Origin of the sequence: Accumulibacter sp., from assembly GCF_029255145.1 — a bacterium.
Lineage (GTDB): Bacteria > Pseudomonadota > Gammaproteobacteria > Burkholderiales > Rhodocyclaceae > Accumulibacter.
In genome coordinates this window covers 1-16,791 of the sequence record NZ_JAPUVQ010000105.1, presented here as the reverse complement: position 1 = coordinate 16,791, position 16,791 = coordinate 1, and the positions used below count along the sequence as shown (strand labels likewise).

Annotated in this window: 17 protein-coding genes; 11 read left to right on the top strand and 6 right to left on the bottom strand. The window is 66.2% G+C overall.

What is annotated here, in order from left to right; all coding sequences use genetic code 11:
- Window positions 1–216: 216 nt before the first annotated feature.
- The 6 genes from Q1L50_RS10795 (at window position 217) to clpX (ending at window position 5,059) form a co-directional block, all read left to right on the top strand.
- Window positions 217–699, top strand: coding sequence for a glutathione peroxidase (locus Q1L50_RS10795; protein WP_300338435.1), 483 nt, complete (start codon window positions 217–219; stop codon window positions 697–699).
- A gap of 78 nt (window positions 700–777) precedes the next feature.
- Window positions 778–1,374: a DUF2946 family protein gene (locus tag Q1L50_RS10790; RefSeq protein ID WP_300338432.1), complete on the top strand. Its 597-nt coding sequence runs from the start codon at window positions 778–780 to the stop codon at window positions 1,372–1,374.
- The gene (locus Q1L50_RS10785) at window positions 1,371–2,180 is read left to right on the top strand and encodes a ferritin-like domain-containing protein (protein ID WP_300338430.1); all 810 of its coding nucleotides are present in this window, start codon (window positions 1,371–1,373) and stop codon (window positions 2,178–2,180) included. Before Q1L50_RS10790 ends, Q1L50_RS10785 begins: the two co-directional genes overlap by 4 nt.
- A gap of 196 nt (window positions 2,181–2,376) precedes the next feature.
- Window positions 2,377–2,649 carry a hypothetical protein gene (locus Q1L50_RS10780; protein ID WP_300338427.1) on the top strand — a complete coding sequence of 91 codons (273 nt, stop codon included), beginning with the start codon at window positions 2,377–2,379 and terminating at the stop codon, window positions 2,647–2,649.
- An 81-nt stretch (window positions 2,650–2,730) separates the two neighbouring features.
- A complete protein-coding gene (locus Q1L50_RS10775) occupies window positions 2,731–3,924 on the top strand; it encodes a multidrug effflux MFS transporter (RefSeq protein WP_300338425.1) in 1,194 nt (397 codons plus the stop codon).
- A gap of 133 nt (window positions 3,925–4,057) precedes the next feature.
- Window positions 4,058–5,059 (top strand): ATP-dependent Clp protease ATP-binding subunit ClpX, encoded by a 1,002-nt coding sequence (gene clpX / locus Q1L50_RS10770; RefSeq protein WP_300338423.1) that lies wholly within the window; start codon window positions 4,058–4,060, stop codon window positions 5,057–5,059.
- On the opposite strand, the gene Q1L50_RS10765 is transcribed toward clpX, so the two are convergent.
- A complete protein-coding gene (locus tag Q1L50_RS10765) occupies window positions 5,021–5,200 on the bottom strand; it encodes a hypothetical protein (RefSeq protein ID WP_300338421.1) in 180 nt (59 codons plus the stop codon). The two genes, clpX and Q1L50_RS10765, sit on opposite strands and share 39 nt — an antisense overlap.
- On the opposite strand from Q1L50_RS10765, the gene Q1L50_RS10760 reads away from it, so the two are divergent.
- Complete coding sequence (locus Q1L50_RS10760; protein ID WP_300338419.1) at window positions 5,199–5,933, top strand: alpha/beta hydrolase; 735 nt, start codon at window positions 5,199–5,201, stop codon at window positions 5,931–5,933. The two genes, Q1L50_RS10765 and Q1L50_RS10760, sit on opposite strands and share 2 nt — an antisense overlap.
- Before the next feature lie 41 nt (window positions 5,934–5,974).
- On the opposite strand, the gene Q1L50_RS10755 is transcribed toward Q1L50_RS10760, so the two are convergent.
- Both Q1L50_RS10755 and Q1L50_RS10750 read right to left on the bottom strand, forming a co-directional pair.
- Complete coding sequence (locus Q1L50_RS10755; protein WP_300338418.1) at window positions 5,975–6,781, bottom strand: slipin family protein; 807 nt, start codon at window positions 6,779–6,781, stop codon at window positions 5,975–5,977.
- Window positions 6,778–8,310, bottom strand: a complete 1,533-nt coding sequence (locus tag Q1L50_RS10750) for a nodulation protein NfeD (protein ID WP_300338416.1) — start codon at window positions 8,308–8,310, stop codon at window positions 6,778–6,780. The genes Q1L50_RS10755 and Q1L50_RS10750 overlap by 4 nt, the downstream gene beginning before the upstream one ends.
- 371 nt (window positions 8,311–8,681) lie before the next feature.
- On the opposite strand from Q1L50_RS10750, the gene Q1L50_RS10745 reads away from it, so the two are divergent.
- Window positions 8,682–9,740, top strand: coding sequence for an MBL fold metallo-hydrolase (locus Q1L50_RS10745; RefSeq protein WP_300338414.1), 1,059 nt, complete (start codon window positions 8,682–8,684; stop codon window positions 9,738–9,740).
- A 219-nt stretch (window positions 9,741–9,959) separates the two neighbouring features.
- Window positions 9,960–10,619 (top strand): peroxiredoxin, encoded by a 660-nt coding sequence (locus Q1L50_RS10740; RefSeq protein WP_300338411.1) that lies wholly within the window; start codon window positions 9,960–9,962, stop codon window positions 10,617–10,619.
- 112 nt (window positions 10,620–10,731) lie between these two features.
- Here the strand turns inward: Q1L50_RS10740 and Q1L50_RS10735 are convergent, their stop codons facing one another.
- Genes Q1L50_RS10735 through Q1L50_RS10725 form a run of 3 tightly spaced genes read right to left on the bottom strand, consistent with a single transcriptional unit; the run spans window position 10,732 to window position 14,107 of the window.
- Entirely contained in the window at window positions 10,732–12,336 is a 1,605-nt protein-coding gene (locus tag Q1L50_RS10735) for an ABC transporter permease subunit (protein WP_300338408.1), read from the bottom strand.
- A complete protein-coding gene (locus tag Q1L50_RS10730; protein WP_300338405.1) occupies window positions 12,333–13,232 on the bottom strand; it encodes an ATP-binding cassette domain-containing protein in 900 nt (299 codons plus the stop codon). Before Q1L50_RS10730 ends, Q1L50_RS10735 begins: the two co-directional genes overlap by 4 nt.
- 5 nt (window positions 13,233–13,237) lie before the next feature.
- A complete protein-coding gene (locus tag Q1L50_RS10725; protein ID WP_300338402.1) occupies window positions 13,238–14,107 on the bottom strand; it encodes a putative selenate ABC transporter substrate-binding protein in 870 nt (289 codons plus the stop codon).
- 825 nt (window positions 14,108–14,932) lie between these two features.
- Between Q1L50_RS10725 and Q1L50_RS10720 the strand changes: the two genes are divergently transcribed.
- Window positions 14,933–15,610 carry a class I SAM-dependent methyltransferase gene (locus Q1L50_RS10720; RefSeq protein ID WP_300338399.1) on the top strand — a complete coding sequence of 226 codons (678 nt, stop codon included), beginning with the start codon at window positions 14,933–14,935 and terminating at the stop codon, window positions 15,608–15,610.
- A 15-nt stretch (window positions 15,611–15,625) separates the two neighbouring features.
- Window positions 15,626–16,411 carry a lipopolysaccharide kinase InaA family protein gene (locus tag Q1L50_RS10715; RefSeq protein ID WP_300338397.1) on the top strand — a complete coding sequence of 262 codons (786 nt, stop codon included), beginning with the start codon at window positions 15,626–15,628 and terminating at the stop codon, window positions 16,409–16,411.
- Window positions 16,412–16,791: the final 380 nt, after the last annotated feature.

The window sequence follows — 16,791 nt, the reverse complement described above, 5'->3', positions numbered from 1 at the left end:
TCACCTCATGCGCTTCATGCAGCAGCGCCTCGCTCCCAACGCCCCAGACACCGGCTGACTTACCCCTTCCAACAGTCCGTACCTTCACCACCCGCCACCATGGAATTTGAAATGAGAACTGCTGACCGACCAGGAAGCGGCGCGCACTGGCGGCGACTTCGCGGTGCAGGTACACTTCTCTTCCCCGGACTCCCATCCTCTCCTGGAGCGATAGTCATGAACGCAGCGATCCACGAATTCACCGCCGAGCGCCTCGCTGGTGGCGACCAGTCCATCGGCGCCTACGCTGGCAAGGTCCTGCTAATCGTCAACACCGCCAGCAATTGCGGCTTCACCCCGCAGTACGAAGGCCTGGAGGCGCTCTACCAGCGCTACCGCGAACGCGGCCTCGAGGTGCTCGGCTTTCCGTGCAACCAGTTCGGGTCGCAGGAGCCGGGGGAGGCCGACGAGATCGCCAGCTTCTGCCAGAAGAACTACGGCGTCAGTTTCCCGATGTTCGCCAAGATCGAGGTCAACGGCGACGACACGCACCCGCTCTACCGCTATCTGAAGAAGGCCGCGCCAGGCCTGCTCGGCAGCGAGTCGATCAAGTGGAATTTCACCAAGTTCCTGGTCAATCGCCAGGGCGAGGTGACCGCGCGCTATGCCTCGGCGACCTCGCCGGAGGCCATCGCCGGCGACATCGAGAAACTGCTCTGATGAACACCACTGGCGCCCTGCCGACCAGCGGTCCGCTGCGCCGGCAGGCCTCGCCCAGGCCCGGAGCAGCGGCAGGCCATGCCCCTTCGCGATCCTGAGTTCAGCGCCATCCTGCACTGGCCGAAGGTTCCGGCGTGCTACGGCTGGCTATCACTGGACCGGCGCGGCCGCTGGCGGTTGCGCGGCGAGACGCTGAGCCACCCCGGCCTGAAGGCGTTTCTCGATCGCCAGTACGGGCATGACGGGGCCGGCAACTACTTTGTCCAGAACGGTCCGCAACGGGTATTCGTCGAGCTCGAATACACGCCATGGGTATTGTACCTGGCGGCGCCCGACAGGCTCGAAACGCAGCTCGGCGAAACGGTCGGCGAGGTCCGCGGCGCCGCGATCGACGACGAGGGCAATCTCCTGCTCGAAATCCCGGAAGGAGTCGCGCTGCTCTGCGACCGCGACCTGCCGGCCCTGCTCCATCACCTGCGCCTGCCCGACGGCACGGCCGCCGACGATGCGGCGCTGCTCGCGGCGATCGGGCAGGAACGGGCTGGCGTCAGCACGCTGACGCTCGCTTGGCAGGGCTGCCGTCTGCCAGTGGCCGTGCTGCGCCGCTCGTCGGTACCGGCACGCTATGGCTTCGTCAGCTCGCCGCAGGCCGGAGCGTTGGAGGCCGCACCATGAACCTGCGACAGCTCGCTCTCGACGCCTTGCTGCTGCGATCGCACGACGAGAAGTGTGCGGCGGCCCGGGCGGTCGCGGCGATCGCGGCGATCGCGTCGACCGTCGACGAGCGGCAGATGGCGAAGCCCGATCGGCGCCGGCTGGCCAGCGAAGCGCTTCCCGGTCGGGCCGTCAGGCCGCCACTGGTGCCACCGGCGCAGCTCGCCAGGCGACCGGTCAACAGCGTCGCCGGACGTGCGGCGCTGTTTCATTCGCTGGCCCACATCGAGCTGAACGCGGTCAATCTGGCGCTGGACATCGTCTGGCGCTTCGACGACCTGCCGGCCGACTTCTACCGCCAGTGGATCGGCGTCGCCCGCGAAGAAGCCGACCACTTCGAGTTGCTGCACCAGCACCTGCAAGCGCTGGGCTTCGCCTACGGCGACTTTCCGGCGCACGATGGTCTGTGGGAGATGGCCGAGCGGACCAGCGGCGACCTTCTGGCGCGCCTGGCACTGGTTCCCCGGACTCTGGAGGCGCGTGGCCTCGACGCGGCGCCACCGATTCGCGACAAGCTGCAAGGTGTTGGCGATGACCGCGGTGCGGCGATCCTCGAGATCATCCTGCGCGACGAGATCGGCCATGTGGCGATCGGCAATCACTGGTACCGTTGGCTCTGCGAACGACGCGGGCTGGAGCCGCTGGAGTGCTACGCCGAACTCGCGCAACGCTACCGCGCGCCGCGTCTGCGTGGGCCCTTCAATCTCGAAGCCCGCCGTGCCGCCGGCTTCGAAGAGCACGAACTGGCGGCGCTGCTGGGCCCGTGACAATGCGTGCCGGCGCCGGTGCTGCGTGCCCGTGGCGGGCAGCGCACGGCCGCCACGGCGGGAGCTGCGCGGCGGGATGGACTATTCGCTCGCCTTCGCCAATAATGGCGCGCCGTGGGCGCCGCCGTGAACCGCTTGCGACCCCCAGCAGTTGCGGCAAATCAGGATCGGACCCATTTTTTTTGTAGAGGCGGTGATGCGCTATCAGGTTTTCGTTGAAGAAGAGCAAGGTGCCGAAGGCGCCGGGGATCTGGGCAATTTTGACAGTCTCACCGAGGTCTGGGAGTTCATCCGCAGCCACCTGCCGACAGGCGTCTTCAGCGATCGGCGTCTGGTCTGGGTCAAGGATCGCCAGGCCGACGGCGACGTCGCCTTCTCGGTGACCGCCGAGCTGTGGAACCAGAACTGCGAAACGCCGCTGGCGTTCGCCCGCTGCTTCAAGATGTTTCTTGATTTCAAGGGCAAGTAGCGCCGCGCCGAGCGCGCCAGGTCGACATCCATCGATAGCTCCCCTGCTGGGCGACCTGCCGAACGCGCACCGCGCTGCGCAATGACTGCTCCACCACCGTCGTTCGGCCTCTCTTTCCTGCTGACCACGCTGGTCGCGCTCGGCCCCCTGTCGACCGACCTCTACCTGCCGGCGCTGCCAACGCTGGCCAGGGTGTTTGCCAGCGACGCGGCCGGCGTGCAACTGACGCTGTCAGTCTTTCTCGCCGGCTTTGCCTGCGGACAACTGCTCTACGGTCCGCTCTCCGATCGCTTCGGCCGCCGGCCGCTGATGCTCGGCGGGCTGGCGATCTACTGTCTGGCGACCATCGGCTGCATCCTTGCCCCAAGCATCGAGCTGCTGATCGGCGCGCGCTTCGTGCAGGCGGTCGGCGCCTGCGCCGGCCCGGTGCTCGCCCGGGCGGTCGTTCGCGACGTCTGGGGCGCCACCGAGTCGGCGCGGATCATTGCCTACATGGGCGGCGCGATGGCCATCGCGCCACTGCTCGGACCGACGCTCGGCGGCTTCCTGACGGTGCTCTTCGGCTGGCAAGCCAATTTTGCCGTGCTGCTGCTCGTTTCGCTGGTTCAGGGCATCGCCGTCGCGCGCCTGCTGCCCGAGAGCAATGTCCATCGCCATCCCGGAGCGACCAATCCACGCCAGCTACTAGCCAACTTCCGGCAGTTGCTCGCCGACCGCGGCTATCTGGGTTACGTGCTCACCTTCTCTTTTTCCTACAGCGCGCTGTTCGCCTTCATTTCCGCGTCGCCCTTCGTCCTCGTCGATCGTTACGGACTGTCGCCGCAGGTCTACGGGATGTCCTTCGGCCTGGTCGTCGCCGGCTACCTGCTCGGCTCGGTCAGCTCGGGCCGGCTGGTCCGGCGCTTCGGTGGCGACACCCTGCTGGCCTGCGGCGCCTGGCTGGGAGCGATCGCCGGAGCGAGCATGGCGGTGCTGGAAATCGCCGGCGTGCACAGCATCGCCGCGATCCTCGGACCAATGTTCTTCTGCACCGTCGCCACCGGACTGGTGATGCCGAACGCCATTGCCCGGGCGCTGGCGCCGTATCCGGCAATGGCCGGCTCGGCATCGGCGCTGATGGGCTTCGTGCAGATGACCATGGCCGCGCTGGTCGGCATTGCCGTCGGGCACGGCCTGACCGGCGGCAGCGGCGCGCTGGCGGCGGGCGTGGCGATCTGTACGGCGCTGGCGCCGCTGTCCTGGCTGGCGCTGCTCCGCGGCCGCGGCAAGCACTGACGACGGCGGCGCAGCTTTCGGACTAAGATTGCGGCATTACCGGCTGCGTGGCGTTGACCGCCGCAGTTTCAGGCCGCGCTGCGGCAATCGTCGGCAACCTTCTGCAACCGCCAATCGACATCGGGGTCCCCGCTTGCTAGCCAGAGAAACCACACCCAGCGCGATCGTCAGGTATCTCGATCAGTACGTCATCGGCCAGGAGGAAGCCAAGAAGGTTCTGGCCGTCGCGGTCTATTCGCACTACCGGAAAATCGCCACCTTCGCGCACGACAAGGGCGCGATCGCCAAGAGCAACGTGCTGCTGGTCGGGCCTTCGGGAACCGGCAAGACGCTGCTCTGCGACACCTTGTCGAGGATGCTGAAGGTACCCTTCGTCACCGCCGACGCAACCTCGCTGGCGCAGACCAAGTACGTCAACGAGGAAATCGAGGCGGTTCTGCAACGACTGGTGGACAAGGCCGACGACGACATCGCCAAGGCCCAGCACGGAATCATCTTCATCGACGAAATCGACAAGCTGAAAGCGACCAATGCCCAGTCGGGGGCGATTTCCGGGGAGAGCGTCCAGCACGCGCTGCTGAAGATCATGGAAGGCTCGCCGGTAAAGCTCAAGGACAACCAGTACATCGACACCAGCAATGTCCTGTTCATCTGCGGTGGCGCCTTTGTCGGTCTCGAGAACATCATGTCCAAGACGCACGGCTTCGGCTTCATCGCCACCACCGCCGACGACAACCAGAACATTCTCGACCGCCTGAACAAGCGCGTGAAGCCGACCGACCTGTTCGAGTTCGGCCTGATTCCGGAATTCACCGGCCGCCTGCCGGTCATCGCCAACCTGCACCAACTGAGCAAGGCGATGCTGGTGAGCATCATGAGCGTGCCGAAGAACTCGATCTATCGCCAGTACGTCGAGATCTTCCGCGGCGAAGGCGTCGAGCTGCGAATCGGTCCGCGGGTCTTCGAGCAGATCGCCGAAATCGCCATCGAATACAAGACCGGCGCGCGCAGCCTGCGCGGCATCTTCGAGGAACTGATCACTCCTATCCTCTACGTGGTGCCCGATCACCCCGAGATCGGCCGGGTGGAAATCGCCTCATTGTTCGAAGACGCGCGCCTTGTCGGCCGAAAGTGAACGCGGTCTTGCAAGCCCGCCGCGAACACCGTCCGGCACGCGCAGCGCCCGAAACGCGCGCACCCGGGCGATCGCCACCGCCTCTGCGGCCGGGCGTATCGCGCTGGTCGCTGCGCTGATCGCCTTCACCGGAATCAGCATGTTCCAGGATCGGCTCCTTTATTTTCCCGAACCGGCCAGCGTCGCCGAGATGGTCTCGGGCGGCCTTTCGCCGTGGCCTTCAGCAACCGATTTCCACGGCCTGCTGGCCGAGGCGGACCGCCCAGCGCGTGCCACGGCGATCATTTTCCACGGCAACGCGGGCCACGCCGGTCACCGCCAGTTCTACGTCGGCCGCCTCACCCGGCTCGGTCTGCGGGTGATCCTCGCCGAGTATCCGGCGTACGGGCCACGCGCCGGCGAATTGGGCGAAAAAAGTCTGGTCACCGACGCCGAGCAGACCATTGCGCTGGCGCACCGGATGTACGGTGGACCGCTGCTGATCATCGGTGAGTCGCTGGGTGCCGGCGTCGCCGCGGCGGCCAGCGCGCGGCAGCGTTCGGCGGTCGCCGGGCTGCTGCTGATCACGCCGTGGGACCGGCTGGAGCACGTCGCCGCTCACCATTACCCGTGGCTGCCGGTGCAGTGGCTGCTGCGCGACCGCTACGACAGCGTCGCCCACCTGGCGTCCTTCGGGCGCCCGGTGCTGGTGGCCATTGCCGCCGACGACGGCATCGTGCCACCGCAGTTCGGCCGGGCGCTCTACGCGGCGCTCGGCGAACCCAAGCGGCTGGCGGTGATCAATGGCGCCGGACACAACGACTGGTTTGGCCGCCTCGACGACACCTGGTGGCGGCAGGCGACCGACTTCCTGCTGAGCGACCAGGCGCCCTGATCGGGCACCACGCTGATCGGCAGGAGCGCCATCGGCTGCGATCAGCCGTTTTCGGCCGCCGCGCTGCTGGGTGCTCTGCTGGCTGCTGCCGGTACCCGCGGTTTCAGGGCCGCGAGCAAATCGAGCGGCAGCGGCAGAACCACCGTCGTCGCCCGGTCGCCGGCGACCTGGGTCATGGTCTGCAGGTAGCGCAGCTGCATCGCCTCCGGACGCTGGGCGAGCATCGTCGCCGCTTCGAGCAGCGCCGATGCGGCCTCCTTTTCGCCCTCGGCATGAATCACCTTGGCGCGTCGCTCGCGCTCGGCCTCGGCCTGGCGGGCGATGGCCCGGATCATCGACTCGTTGAGGTCGATATGCTTGATCTCGACGTTGGTGACCTTGATTCCCCACGAGTCGGTCTGCGCGTCGAGAATCTTCTGCACGTCGAGATTCAGCCGCTCGCGTTCGGCGAGCATCTCGTCGAGTTCGTGCTTGCCGAGGACGACGCGCAGCGTCGTCTGCGCCAGCTGCGAGGTGGCCATCAGGAAGTCCTCGACCTGGATGATCGCCCGCTGCGGATCGACGACGCGGAAGAAAACCACGGCATTGACCTTGACCGAGACGTTGTCGCGCGAGATCACGTCCTGCGGCGGGACGTCCATGGTCACCACCCGCAGGTCGACGCGAACCATCTGCTGGATGCCCGGGATGACGATCACCATGCCGGGACCCTTGACCTTCCAGAAGCGGCCGAGCTGGAAGACGACGCCGCGCTGGTACTCGCGAAGGATGCGCAGCGAGCTGAACAGCACGATCAGCAACAGCGGCAGCAGGATGCTGCCCAGGCCGAGATTGAGGTCAAAGATCATCGAGGTTCTCCTGGTGATGGCGGTAAATCGTCGAGAGGGCGAAGCGCGAAGGACGGCGAATCGTCGATTGGCCGCACTTCGAGTGTCAGGCCGTGCATGGCGCGTACGCGTATCCGCTGCCCCGGCGTCAGCGGCGTCGCCGCGCGCACCAGCCAGCTTTCGCCATGGACCCGCGCCCAGGCCTGCTCACCGTCGACGATCTCGACTTCGCCGGTGGCGCCGATCATTTCCTCCGGCCCGCTGACCACCGGCGCCCGGTGCGCGCGCAAGGCCAGGCCGCCGCCCAGCAGCACCATCGCCGCGGAACTGGCTGCCAGACCGAAGAGCAGCGGCAGCGGCACGCCGAGTCCTGGCACGTCACGGTCGAAGAGCAGCAGACCTCCGGCCATGAAGGCGACGACACCGCCGACACCGAGCACGCCGAAGGCCGGGGTCATCACCTCGGCGGCCAGCAAACCGATGCCCAGCACGATCAAGGCCAGACCGGCGTAGTTCACCGGCAGCATCTGCAGCGCGAACAGCGCCAGCAGCAGGCAGATCGCGCCGACCGTCCCGGGAACGCCGAAGCCTGGCGACGAAAACTCGAAGATCAGCCCATAGATGCCGATCATCATCAGGATCAGCGCGAAGCTCGGGTTGGCGATCACCGACAGCAGGCGATGACGCGCATCGGGCGGCAACTCCTGCGTCGCCAGGCTGCGGGTGGCCAGCGTCACGGTTCCCGATTGCAGCTGCACGCGGCGCCCGTCGATCTGCGCCAACAGGTCGGGCAGGTCGGACGCGACGACGTCGATTACTTGCTCGCGCAAGGCCTCGGACGCGGTCAGGGTGACCGCTTCGCGGACCGCGCGCTCGGCCCATTCGGCGTTGCGCCCGTGCCGCTGCGCCAGCCCGCGGATGAAGGCCGCGGCGTCGTTGACCTGCTTGGTCTTCATCGTGTCGCCCGCCACCGGGGTGACGGGGGGCGGGGGTGGCGTGGTCGGCGCCGCGGCGGCGGGAGACGCTGGCGCGGCGTCGACCGCCGGAGCCGGTGGCGCGGTCGGCGGCGGCGCCGGCGCGTCGGGTCGCGCCGGCGAGCCGGGCAGGCCGATCGACACCGGCGTCGCCGCGCCGAGCGTGGTGGCCGCAGCCATCGCCGCCAGGTGACTGGCGTAGAGGATGTAGGTGCCGGCGCTCGCCGCGCGCGCGCCCTGCGGGCTGACGTAGGTGACCACCGGCACCGGCGACGCGAGAATCGCCTGCACGATCAGGCGCATCGCGCTGTCCAGCCCGCCGGGGGTGTCGATCTGCAGCACGACGACTGGCGCACCTTCCTGCTGCGCGCGCTGCAGGCCGCGAACGATGTAGTCGGCACTGGCCGGACCGATCGCGTCCTGGACGGTGAGCACCAGCGCCGGCGCGGCGGGCGCCGCGCGCGTCATCGTCACGATCACCGTCAACGCGACCAGCACCAGCCCGGCCAGCGACCGCCAGCCAGCAGCAGTGCCGGTCGGCGATCGTCCTCGCGGACGACATCGCAGCTTGCCCATCAGCTTTCCCTTGCCCGGTGATCCGGCCGTGCCCGCGCCGGCCGTCGACGTCGCTACGACCCGGCACACACGGTCGGGTTCCGTCGCTCAGGCGACGCGGTTCGCGCTTCGACAGAACCAGTATAGGCAAACCACGCGAAGGACGGGCACTCCAAGCCCTGCTCGCCGGTGCCAGCGCGCGCACGGTACGGTCCGGGACGCCGGCAGCGCCGATCTGCGCTACGATCTGCGCCACGACTTGCGCTACCATTGGTCGGCGGGGACCAGCGTTGAACTCCCCGGCAAGGCGTTTCCTCGAACCCCCCGATCGCGACGCCGCTAAGGCAAGGATCGGCGGGCTGTCAGGCGTCAGAGCGCTACAGGAGGGTGTGATGATTCTCGAACAAATCGCCACTGGCGGCTGCCAGTCCTACCTCGTCGGCTGCAGCGACAGCAGCTCCGCGGCGCTGATCGATCCGGAGATCAGCAAGATCGACCACTACCTGGCGCTGGCCGCGCGCGACGGCTTGCGGATCCGCTACCTGATCGATACCCACACCCACGCCGACCATTTCTCGGCGACCCGCGAACTCGCGCGACGCCTGGCGGTGCCGGTGGTGATGCACCGCGCCAGCGCCGCGCCGTTTGTCGACCTGCGGATCGGTGACGGCGAAATGCTGCTGATCGGGCAGCTGCGCTTGCGGGCGATCTACACGCCGGGCCACACCCGCGACTCGATGTGCCTGCAGGTCGAGGACCATCTGTTCACCGGCGACACCCTGCTGATCGGTGGCACCGGCCGTACCGACCTGCCAACCGGCGACCCCGAAGCACTGCACGACAGTCTGTTTCGGCGCATCCTGACGCTCGACCCGGCGACCCGGGTCTTTCCCGCGCACGACTACAAGGGGCGCCAGCAATCGACCATCGGGCAGGAGCTGGCGACCAATCCGCGCCTGCAGGCGCGCGACCGGGCGGCCTTCGTCGAGATGATGTGCAACCTCAACCTGTCGATGCCGACGCACGTCACCGAAGCGCTGCGGACCAACATGAGCGGCGGGAAATCGGTCGCGCAGCTGCTCGCCGAGGCGGCCGCGCGCGTGCCGTTCATGTCGCTGGACGAACTCAAGACGCGCGTCGAGGCCGCCGCGTCGGCAGAGCCCACCGCCGACGACCTGATCGTCCTCGACGTGCGCGAGCGCGACGCTTACGAAAGCGGCCACATCCCGCGCGCGCGCCTGCTGCCACGCGGTCAGCTCGAGTTGCGCGTCAACCAGGAGCTGCCCGACCCCACCCGCCGCATCCTGGTCTGTTGCGAACTCGGCTACGTGTCCACGCTGGCGGCGGCGACGCTGCACGAGATGGGTTTCGCCAACGTGGTGGCGCTCGACGGCGGCATGAAGGCCTGGCGCGTCGCCGGCTATCCGGTGAACTCGGGATCGCAAGCCTGAGTCCAACGCTGGCCAGGACGAGCAAGAGGGAGAGCCGCCAGCGCCGCGCCGACTCGCGCCACGCCACCTCGGTCCGGGGTAACCCGGGCCACCCTCCCCGGCTTGACCAGCCACCGGTGTGCGGCTACAGTCAGCCTGCCGAAGGAGCAGCCGCATCGCTTCTTCGGTCGTGAATGCGTCCGCATCCGGTTTCCCCACTCAGATTGAAAGGAGCACAGCATGGGACTTCACATTGGCGACGAAGCGCCGGATTTCACCGCCCCGAGCACCGAGGGCACGATCAGCTTCCACGAATGGATCGGTGACAGCTGGGCGATCCTGTTCTCGCACCCGAAGGACTTCACCCCGGTATGCACCACCGAGCTGGGCTACCTGGCACGCCTCAAACCCGAATTCGACAAGCGCAACACCAAGGTCATCGGCCTCTCGATCGACAGCGTCGACGACCACCAGCGCTGGGCCGGCGACATTGCCGAAACGCAGGGAACGGCGCTGAACTACCCGCTGATCGGCGATACCGAGCTGGTCGTCGCCAAGCTCTACGACATGATCCACCCCAACGCCAGCGGCAACGCCGCCGGCCGCACGGCGGTCGATAACGCGACGGTGCGCTCGGTGTTCCTGATCGGCCCGGACAAGAAGATCAAGCTGACGATGACCTACCCGATGAGCGCCGGGCGCAATTTCGACGAGGTGCTGCGCGCGCTCGACGCGGTCCAGCTCAACGCCAGGCACACCGTCGCCACGCCGGTGAACTGGCGGCCGGGCGAGGACGTTATCATCCCGCCGACGGTGTCCGATGAGGCAGCCAAGGCCAAGTACCCGGACGGCTGGAAAACGCTCAAGCCCTATCTGCGCGTCGTTCCGCAGCCCAAGTAGCTGGCGCTGTAGCCCGGAGGCCATGACCGGTCATCCGGGCGACGCCGTATCGCCGGCTCGTCACCACTTTCGTCAGCCGCTTTTCGCCGGCTATCGGCCAGCCCGCCTGCGTCTAGGCAAGCCAGCGACGAAGCCGCGCGCTGGCGGCATCGACCGCCACCGACAGCAGCAGCATGGCGGCGATCACCGTGCTGGCCTGCGCGTAGTGAAAGAGCGACAGTTCGACGTAGAGCAATTGCCCCAGACCGCCGGCGCCGACGAAGCCGAGAATCGACGCCATGCGGATATTCATTTCCCAGCGGTAGAGCGCGTAGGCGACGAGTTGCGGCGTCACCCCGGGTAGCGTGCCATACAGGAAGGCCGCTCCGGACGGCGCCCCCGCTTCGAGCAACGCCTCACGCGGCGCCGGTGGCGCATTCTGCAAGGATTCGGCGAACAGCCGGCCGAGCACGCCACTGGTGTGCAGCGTCAACGCCAGAATGCCCGCAAAGGGGCCAAGCCCGGCGGCCAGCGCCATCAGCGTCGCCCACACCAGCTCAGGAACCGAACGCAGGGTGTTGAGCAGCAGGCGCGTACCGTGCTCCAGCGCCCGCCCGTGGCGCCCGCAAGCCGGCAAGGCCAGCAGCAGACCACAGGCTGCGGCGAGCAGCGTCCCGAGCAACGAGATGGCGACCGTCTCCAGCGATCCCTTGCCGACTTTCAGCAACCAGTCGACCGACAGGTCGAGCGGAAGGAACGACGCCATGAAGGCGGCCATCGACGCGACCGATTCGCGGGTCAGCAGCGCGGCGAGCCCGAGATCGAGCCAGACGAAACTGGCCACCACGGCAGCACCGAGCAGCGCCAGCAAGGCCAGCGACGGCGGCCCGATCGCCGCCGCGCGCTGGCCTGTGCCGGCATCGCCGAGCTGCCGCCGGAAGAGCGACGACAGCGCATCGGCGGCCAGCACCAGCACCAGGAAAGTCAGCAGAATGCTCGCCGCCTCGCCACCATTGAGCATTTTCATCGACTGGTCCATCAGCTGCCCGAGGCCACCGGCGCCGACAAAACCCATCACCACCGAGGCACGAACCGCGCACTCCCAGCGATAGACGGTATAGGACGTCAGTTCCTGCGCGTTCCCCGGCAGCAGCCCGTAAAACAAGGCCTGCAGCCGGCTGCCGCCGGCTTCCAGCAGTGCGCGTGCCGGCCGGCCATCGCCCGATTCGAGGATCTCGGCATAGACCTTGGCCAGCATGCCGCCGTAGGTCAGTCCCAGGGCCAGCACTCCGGCCGCCGGCCCGAGGCCGAAGACGCGGACGAAAAGCAGCGCCCAGACCAGCTCCGGAACGCCCCGCAGGACGACCAGCAGCATTCGCAGAACCGCACGCAGCATTTCTCCGCGCCGGCGCCCAGGTCCAGGACCGATCCGCGATATCGACAGCGCCTGGGTGCTGGCGATCGCCAGTGGCACGGCGACGACAATCGCCAGCGCCATGCCGGCGCTGGCGATTGCCAGCGTCTCGAGCGTCGCGCGTCCCAGACAGGCGAGAAACTCGCGATCGCTGGCCGGCGGCAGAAAGCCGGCGAGGAAGCCCCCCATCACCCGCAGGTTGCGCGCTTCGAACAGCGCCCACGGATGAAACTCGCCGATCACGGCCAACGGCCAGAGCAGGGCGATCGCCACTAGCAGACCGGCGGCGCGCGCCGGCGCCGCCGGGTCGCGCGGGTGGCTCATCGCCAGCAGCCGCTGGCTGGTACGGATGCGGTGTCGGAAGCCTGCGGCGCCCGGTCGCGCACCTTGGCGAGCGCTGAGCGCGCGAACGATGCGTGCGAGCCCAGCGCGCTGGACGGCGCGAGCGGCGCGGGCACTGCCGACAACTCCGGCAACTGCCCTCCTTCGCTGGCGTACAGCTTGCGGAGCAAGGCCTGGTCGACCGCGGCGGCGGGCCGGTCGAAAGCAATCCGCCCGTCGCGAAGCCCGACAATCCGCGGAAAGCACGACAACGCCAGGTCAACGGCGTGCAGACTGGCGACCAGCGTCGCACCGCGCGCCGCGGCATCGGCGGTCAACACCTGCGCCGTCTGCCGCGCCAGGGTCGGATCGAGCGCCGAGACCGGCTCGTCGGCGAGGATCAGCTGCGCTTGCTGATAGAGCACGCGGGCAACGCCGACGCGCTGCAACTGCCCACCCGAGAGCCGGTCGCAGCGATCGAAAATCCGCTCGTCGAGGTCCAGCCGCGCCAGCGCCGCAGCCGCGCCCGCAATGTCCAGCGGATAGGCCAGCGAGGCGACACCCTTCCACCACGGCCACTGCCCCAGGCGACCGGCGAGCACCGCGGTGACCACCCGCTGGCGCGGCGGCAAAGGCGGCGCCTGGTGCGCAACGCCGATCCTCGCCCGCAAGCGGCGCAGCTGTGCGGCCGGCAGCGCCCACGGGTTGGCGTCAAGCACGTCGAGCTGGCCGGTGGTCGGACGCAGCGCGGCGCCGAGCACGCGCAGCAGGCTGGTCTTGCCGGCGCCCGACGGGCCGACGATGGCGATCTGCTCGCCGGCGCGCGCCGCCAGCGTCACCTCGCGCAGGGCGACGAAACCGTTGGCGTGCGCCAACGAGGCGTCGTGCAGGCGGAACAAGCGCGCTACTTCAGCAAGCCGGCCGCTTTCGCCGCCTGCTCAATCCCCTGGTAGTTTTCTTTCCGGGTCGGGATGAACTTGCTGGCCCTCTGCAAGGCGAGGATCTCGGCGTGCTCGGGGTTCGCCGGATCGAGTTTCAGGAATGCGGCCGAGATCTTCCTGATCAGCGCCGGGTCGAGGTCGCCGCGCACCGTCCAGTTGTAGTCGAAATAAGGCGGCGTCGTGGCGATCACGCGCACCTTCGGATCGACCTTCTTCTGTTCGAGCAGCTTCTCCCACACCGACGCATTGAGCACGCCGGCGTCGGCCTTGCCGGCAGCGACGAAGGCGACCGTCGCGTCGTGCGCGCCCGAGAAAGCGACGTTCTTGAAGTCCCTGTCGGGATTGATCCCTTCCTGCATCAGGAAGTAACGCGGCATCAGGTGACCGGAAGTGGACGACGGCGAGCCGAAGGCGAAGACCTTGCCCCTGGTATCGGCCAGGGTCTTGATGTTCTCGTCGGCGCTGATGAACTTCGAAGTGAAGCGGGCGTCCTCCTCGCGCTGCACCAGCGGAATCGCCGTGCCTTTGGTGCGAATGCTCGCCTGCACGAAGGTAAAGCCACCGAGCCAGGCCAGGTCGAGCTTGTCGCTGGCCAGCGCCTCGACGACCGCCGCGTAGTCCGACACCGGCACGAAGGACACCTTCATCCCCAGCTCTCTTTCGAGATACCTGCCGAGCGGCGCGAACTTGCGCTGCAGCTCGGTCGGCGCCTCGTCTGGGATCGCCGAAACGCGCAGCACGGCTTCGGCGGCGATCGCGGTGTGCAAAGAGGCGATGGCAAGCGCGCACAGCAGCGCACCCTTCAGCGCCAGGCGGCGCGAGAAATCGAACATGACCACTCCCTGTGAAGACCCGCCACGGCAAGGAGTCTGCCGCAGCTTGAACGCGGCGGCGTCGCGAAACGCCGTGCCGCTAGAAAAAAAACCAGGCGGTACCCAGACCGCGGCCGGACTATAGCCGGCCGAAGGCGATCGATCAAGCCTCGGGCGCGCACTCGCGCAGGCTGGCGGGGCCCGGTACAGGCCTGCCGCAACCGTTCGCCACACCTCAAGAGAAGCCGCCACTGGCATGACTTTGCAGCATGAACATTGGTCCAGACGACGACACCGTAGCAACGACGAGATGCGCCTGAGTACGCATGATCGCTATCAGATGGACGACAACTGCGCTTGGTGGGTCCTCGCCTGGCCGGGGCCACGGTTCTGCTCGCGCTGCGAATGCGCCTCTCGCGAGCGAGCATTCGCGAGCTCGTGCGGGAAGTCTTCGAGCTGACGCCAAGCGCCGGCGTGATCGATGAGACGATCCGTGAAGGGGGCCGTGCCAGCTTCGCGCTGGAGGACCCTCTGGCGGCCGACATCGTGCAAGTGGCGCAGTTGTGCGTCAATGAAACTCGCGATCCGAAGCCGGCGTGCTGTATTGGCTGCGGGGCCGCTGGCCGAAGATACACCGGCGCCGACATCGCTGCCGCTCGCAAAGGCCTAAAGCTCCCAGCGCTTCCCGCGCTCCATGCTATCCCGACTGCAACATTGGGGCGCGAACGATTGCGGCGAAGCGAGGCTCGAAGCGAGCGAAGCGGGTCTCGAAGGGCCCCGTCTTGCCCTATAATGGGCGGATCGTCTCGATCGAGACGCCCGCCAACGATTTGTCAAGACCTCCACATGGAAAGCCAAAAAGTCCCGGATCTCGAGTTTTCGCAAAAATACGATGAAGCACATGCCAAGTATTATTTCGACAAGCATGAAAATGAGTTCTGGCGAAAGCTTTCGAACTGGCGCGACCATCAGATCGCCAGAAAGGCCCTGGAACTTGCGGGGAAGCCGAAGTCGGTTCTGGATGCGCCGTGTGGCACTGGCAGGTTCTGGGATGTACTGGCTGAGGAGCCAGGCCGCATCATTCATGCCAGCGACTATAGTCAGAGCATGATCGACGCTGGTCTGAAGTATCGGCCTCCCGAAATCAGCAGACGGATTGAGTCTTCGTTTCAGGCTTCTGCGTTCAGTTTGCCTGTGCCCAATGATTTTGTGGAATGTGCCTTTTGTATTCGCTTTGTGCACCATCTGGCAAAGTCGGCAGACCGCACGACCTTGCTCAAGGAGTTCCATCGGGTGGCATCGGCGTCGGTGATCATTTCGCTGTGGGTGGACGGCAACTACAAGTCCTGGGTCCGGAGCAGGCGAGAAAAATCCAGAGATGCGCATCAGTATCAAAACCGACTGGTCATTCCGGCAAAGGTCATCGAGCAGGAGTTCAAGGACAACGGTTTCCGGGTCGAAGCAAGTCTCGACTTCATAAAGTACTACCACATGTGGCGCACCTATGTACTCAAGAAGATTTGACTGGCGTCCTTTACCGTGCTCAAAGAATATATCAACGACGAGTGGTTGCCTGTACTGCAACATAATCACCTTGACACTTTTGAAGCGTTGTGGGATCTGAATAAGGACGACTGGTTCGAGCCACCGAACTATAGAAGAGGTGGTTGGAGCGGTGTCGTTAAAACGGCCATTCCTCTTCCAGATGGAACGGAAGTCGGAGTGTTCATCAAGCGCCAGGAAAATCATTTCTTCCGCTCGTGGAGAAATTTCTTCAGGCTCACCGCAACTTTCGAAAGGGAATTCCGGAATCTGCTCAATTTTCGCAGGCTCGGCGTGCCGACACTGGAGCCAATCTACTATTGCCAGAAGACTGTTGATGGCAAGCTGCGAGCAATCGTGGTTACCAGGGAGCTTGAAGGCTACCAGCCATTTGATGCGCAGTGCTACAACCCGATTAGCCAGATTGGCACCAGCAGGCGCGGCCAGGTCATTTCCAGAGTGGCCAAGACCCTGCGCAGCATGCACGATGCGAGACTGCAACATAATTGCTTGTATCTGAAGCACGTGTTTGTGAAGGAAGGGCCTGACGGTGCTGTCGATGCTCGTCTCATCGACCTGGAGAAAGCAAAGTGGCGGCCGATCAAGTCGATCATTACTACCCGGGATTTGTATTCTCTATATCGATGTGCCGAGGGATGGTCGCGAACGGATCGTCTGAGATTCTTCCTCGCTTATCGTAACGAAGAGCATCTGGGCAGTGAATCGAAGAAGCTTCTGCGCGGTATCGTCAGGCGATTGATTCACAAGAACCGCCGAGTCTGATGCCTTTCGCCGCAGGGATGCGCTGTGGCAACGCCGCGACGGCAGACCGAGTGACTCTTGGAGACGATCTGAAGCCGGCTGCCCAGCCGACACCGCGCCGGATTCGCGCTCGCTTGCTGACCATCGGCGGATCGCAAGGCGGTCAGTAAGCAGGTGCCACTGCTCGCCGCTCGACACAGGTCAACTACTGAGCCGCGCGAATTCCCGGACGCTCTGGAGCCGAATGCCGGCCACCCGAGTTCGACAAAAATACGGCTAAGTGATTGTTTGTGCGCAATTCACGGGTGCAAGATTGGCACTACAGGCGTCTAGCGGAGGGCTCGGGCAGGGCGACGGTTTCGAACAGATCCTTCTGCTGGGGGGTGATGGCGGACAAGCCG

What these genes read in the sequence shown, in the direction of transcription:
- Q1L50_RS10785 (WP_300338430.1), top strand. Translation starts at nt 1,371, where the DNA reads ATGAACCTGCGACAGCTCGCTCTCGACGCCTTGCTGCTGCGATCGCAC.
- Q1L50_RS10795 (WP_300338435.1), top strand. Translation starts at nt 217, where the DNA reads ATGAACGCAGCGATCCACGAATTCACCGCCGAGCGCCTCGCTGGTGGC.
- Q1L50_RS10725 (WP_300338402.1), bottom strand. Translation starts at nt 14,107, where the DNA reads ATGTTCGATTTCTCGCGCCGCCTGGCGCTGAAGGGTGCGCTGCTGTGC.
- Q1L50_RS10740 (WP_300338411.1), top strand. Translation starts at nt 9,960, where the DNA reads ATGGGACTTCACATTGGCGACGAAGCGCCGGATTTCACCGCCCCGAGC.
- Q1L50_RS10755 (WP_300338418.1), bottom strand. Translation starts at nt 6,781, where the DNA reads ATGATCTTTGACCTCAATCTCGGCCTGGGCAGCATCCTGCTGCCGCTG.
- Q1L50_RS10750 (WP_300338416.1), bottom strand. Translation starts at nt 8,310, where the DNA reads ATGGGCAAGCTGCGATGTCGTCCGCGAGGACGATCGCCGACCGGCACT.
- Q1L50_RS10780 (WP_300338427.1), top strand. Translation starts at nt 2,377, where the DNA reads ATGCGCTATCAGGTTTTCGTTGAAGAAGAGCAAGGTGCCGAAGGCGCC.
- Q1L50_RS10735 (WP_300338408.1), bottom strand. Translation starts at nt 12,336, where the DNA reads ATGAGCCACCCGCGCGACCCGGCGGCGCCGGCGCGCGCCGCCGGTCTG.
- Q1L50_RS10765 (WP_300338421.1), bottom strand. Translation starts at nt 5,200, where the DNA reads ATGCTGATTCCGGTGAAGGCGATCAGCGCAGCGACCAGCGCGATACGC.
- Q1L50_RS10760 (WP_300338419.1), top strand. Translation starts at nt 5,199, where the DNA reads ATGTTCCAGGATCGGCTCCTTTATTTTCCCGAACCGGCCAGCGTCGCC.
- Q1L50_RS10720 (WP_300338399.1), top strand. Translation starts at nt 14,933, where the DNA reads ATGGAAAGCCAAAAAGTCCCGGATCTCGAGTTTTCGCAAAAATACGAT.
- Q1L50_RS10775 (WP_300338425.1), top strand. Translation starts at nt 2,731, where the DNA reads ATGACTGCTCCACCACCGTCGTTCGGCCTCTCTTTCCTGCTGACCACG.
- Q1L50_RS10745 (WP_300338414.1), top strand. Translation starts at nt 8,682, where the DNA reads ATGATTCTCGAACAAATCGCCACTGGCGGCTGCCAGTCCTACCTCGTC.
- Q1L50_RS10790 (WP_300338432.1), top strand. Translation starts at nt 778, where the DNA reads ATGCCCCTTCGCGATCCTGAGTTCAGCGCCATCCTGCACTGGCCGAAG.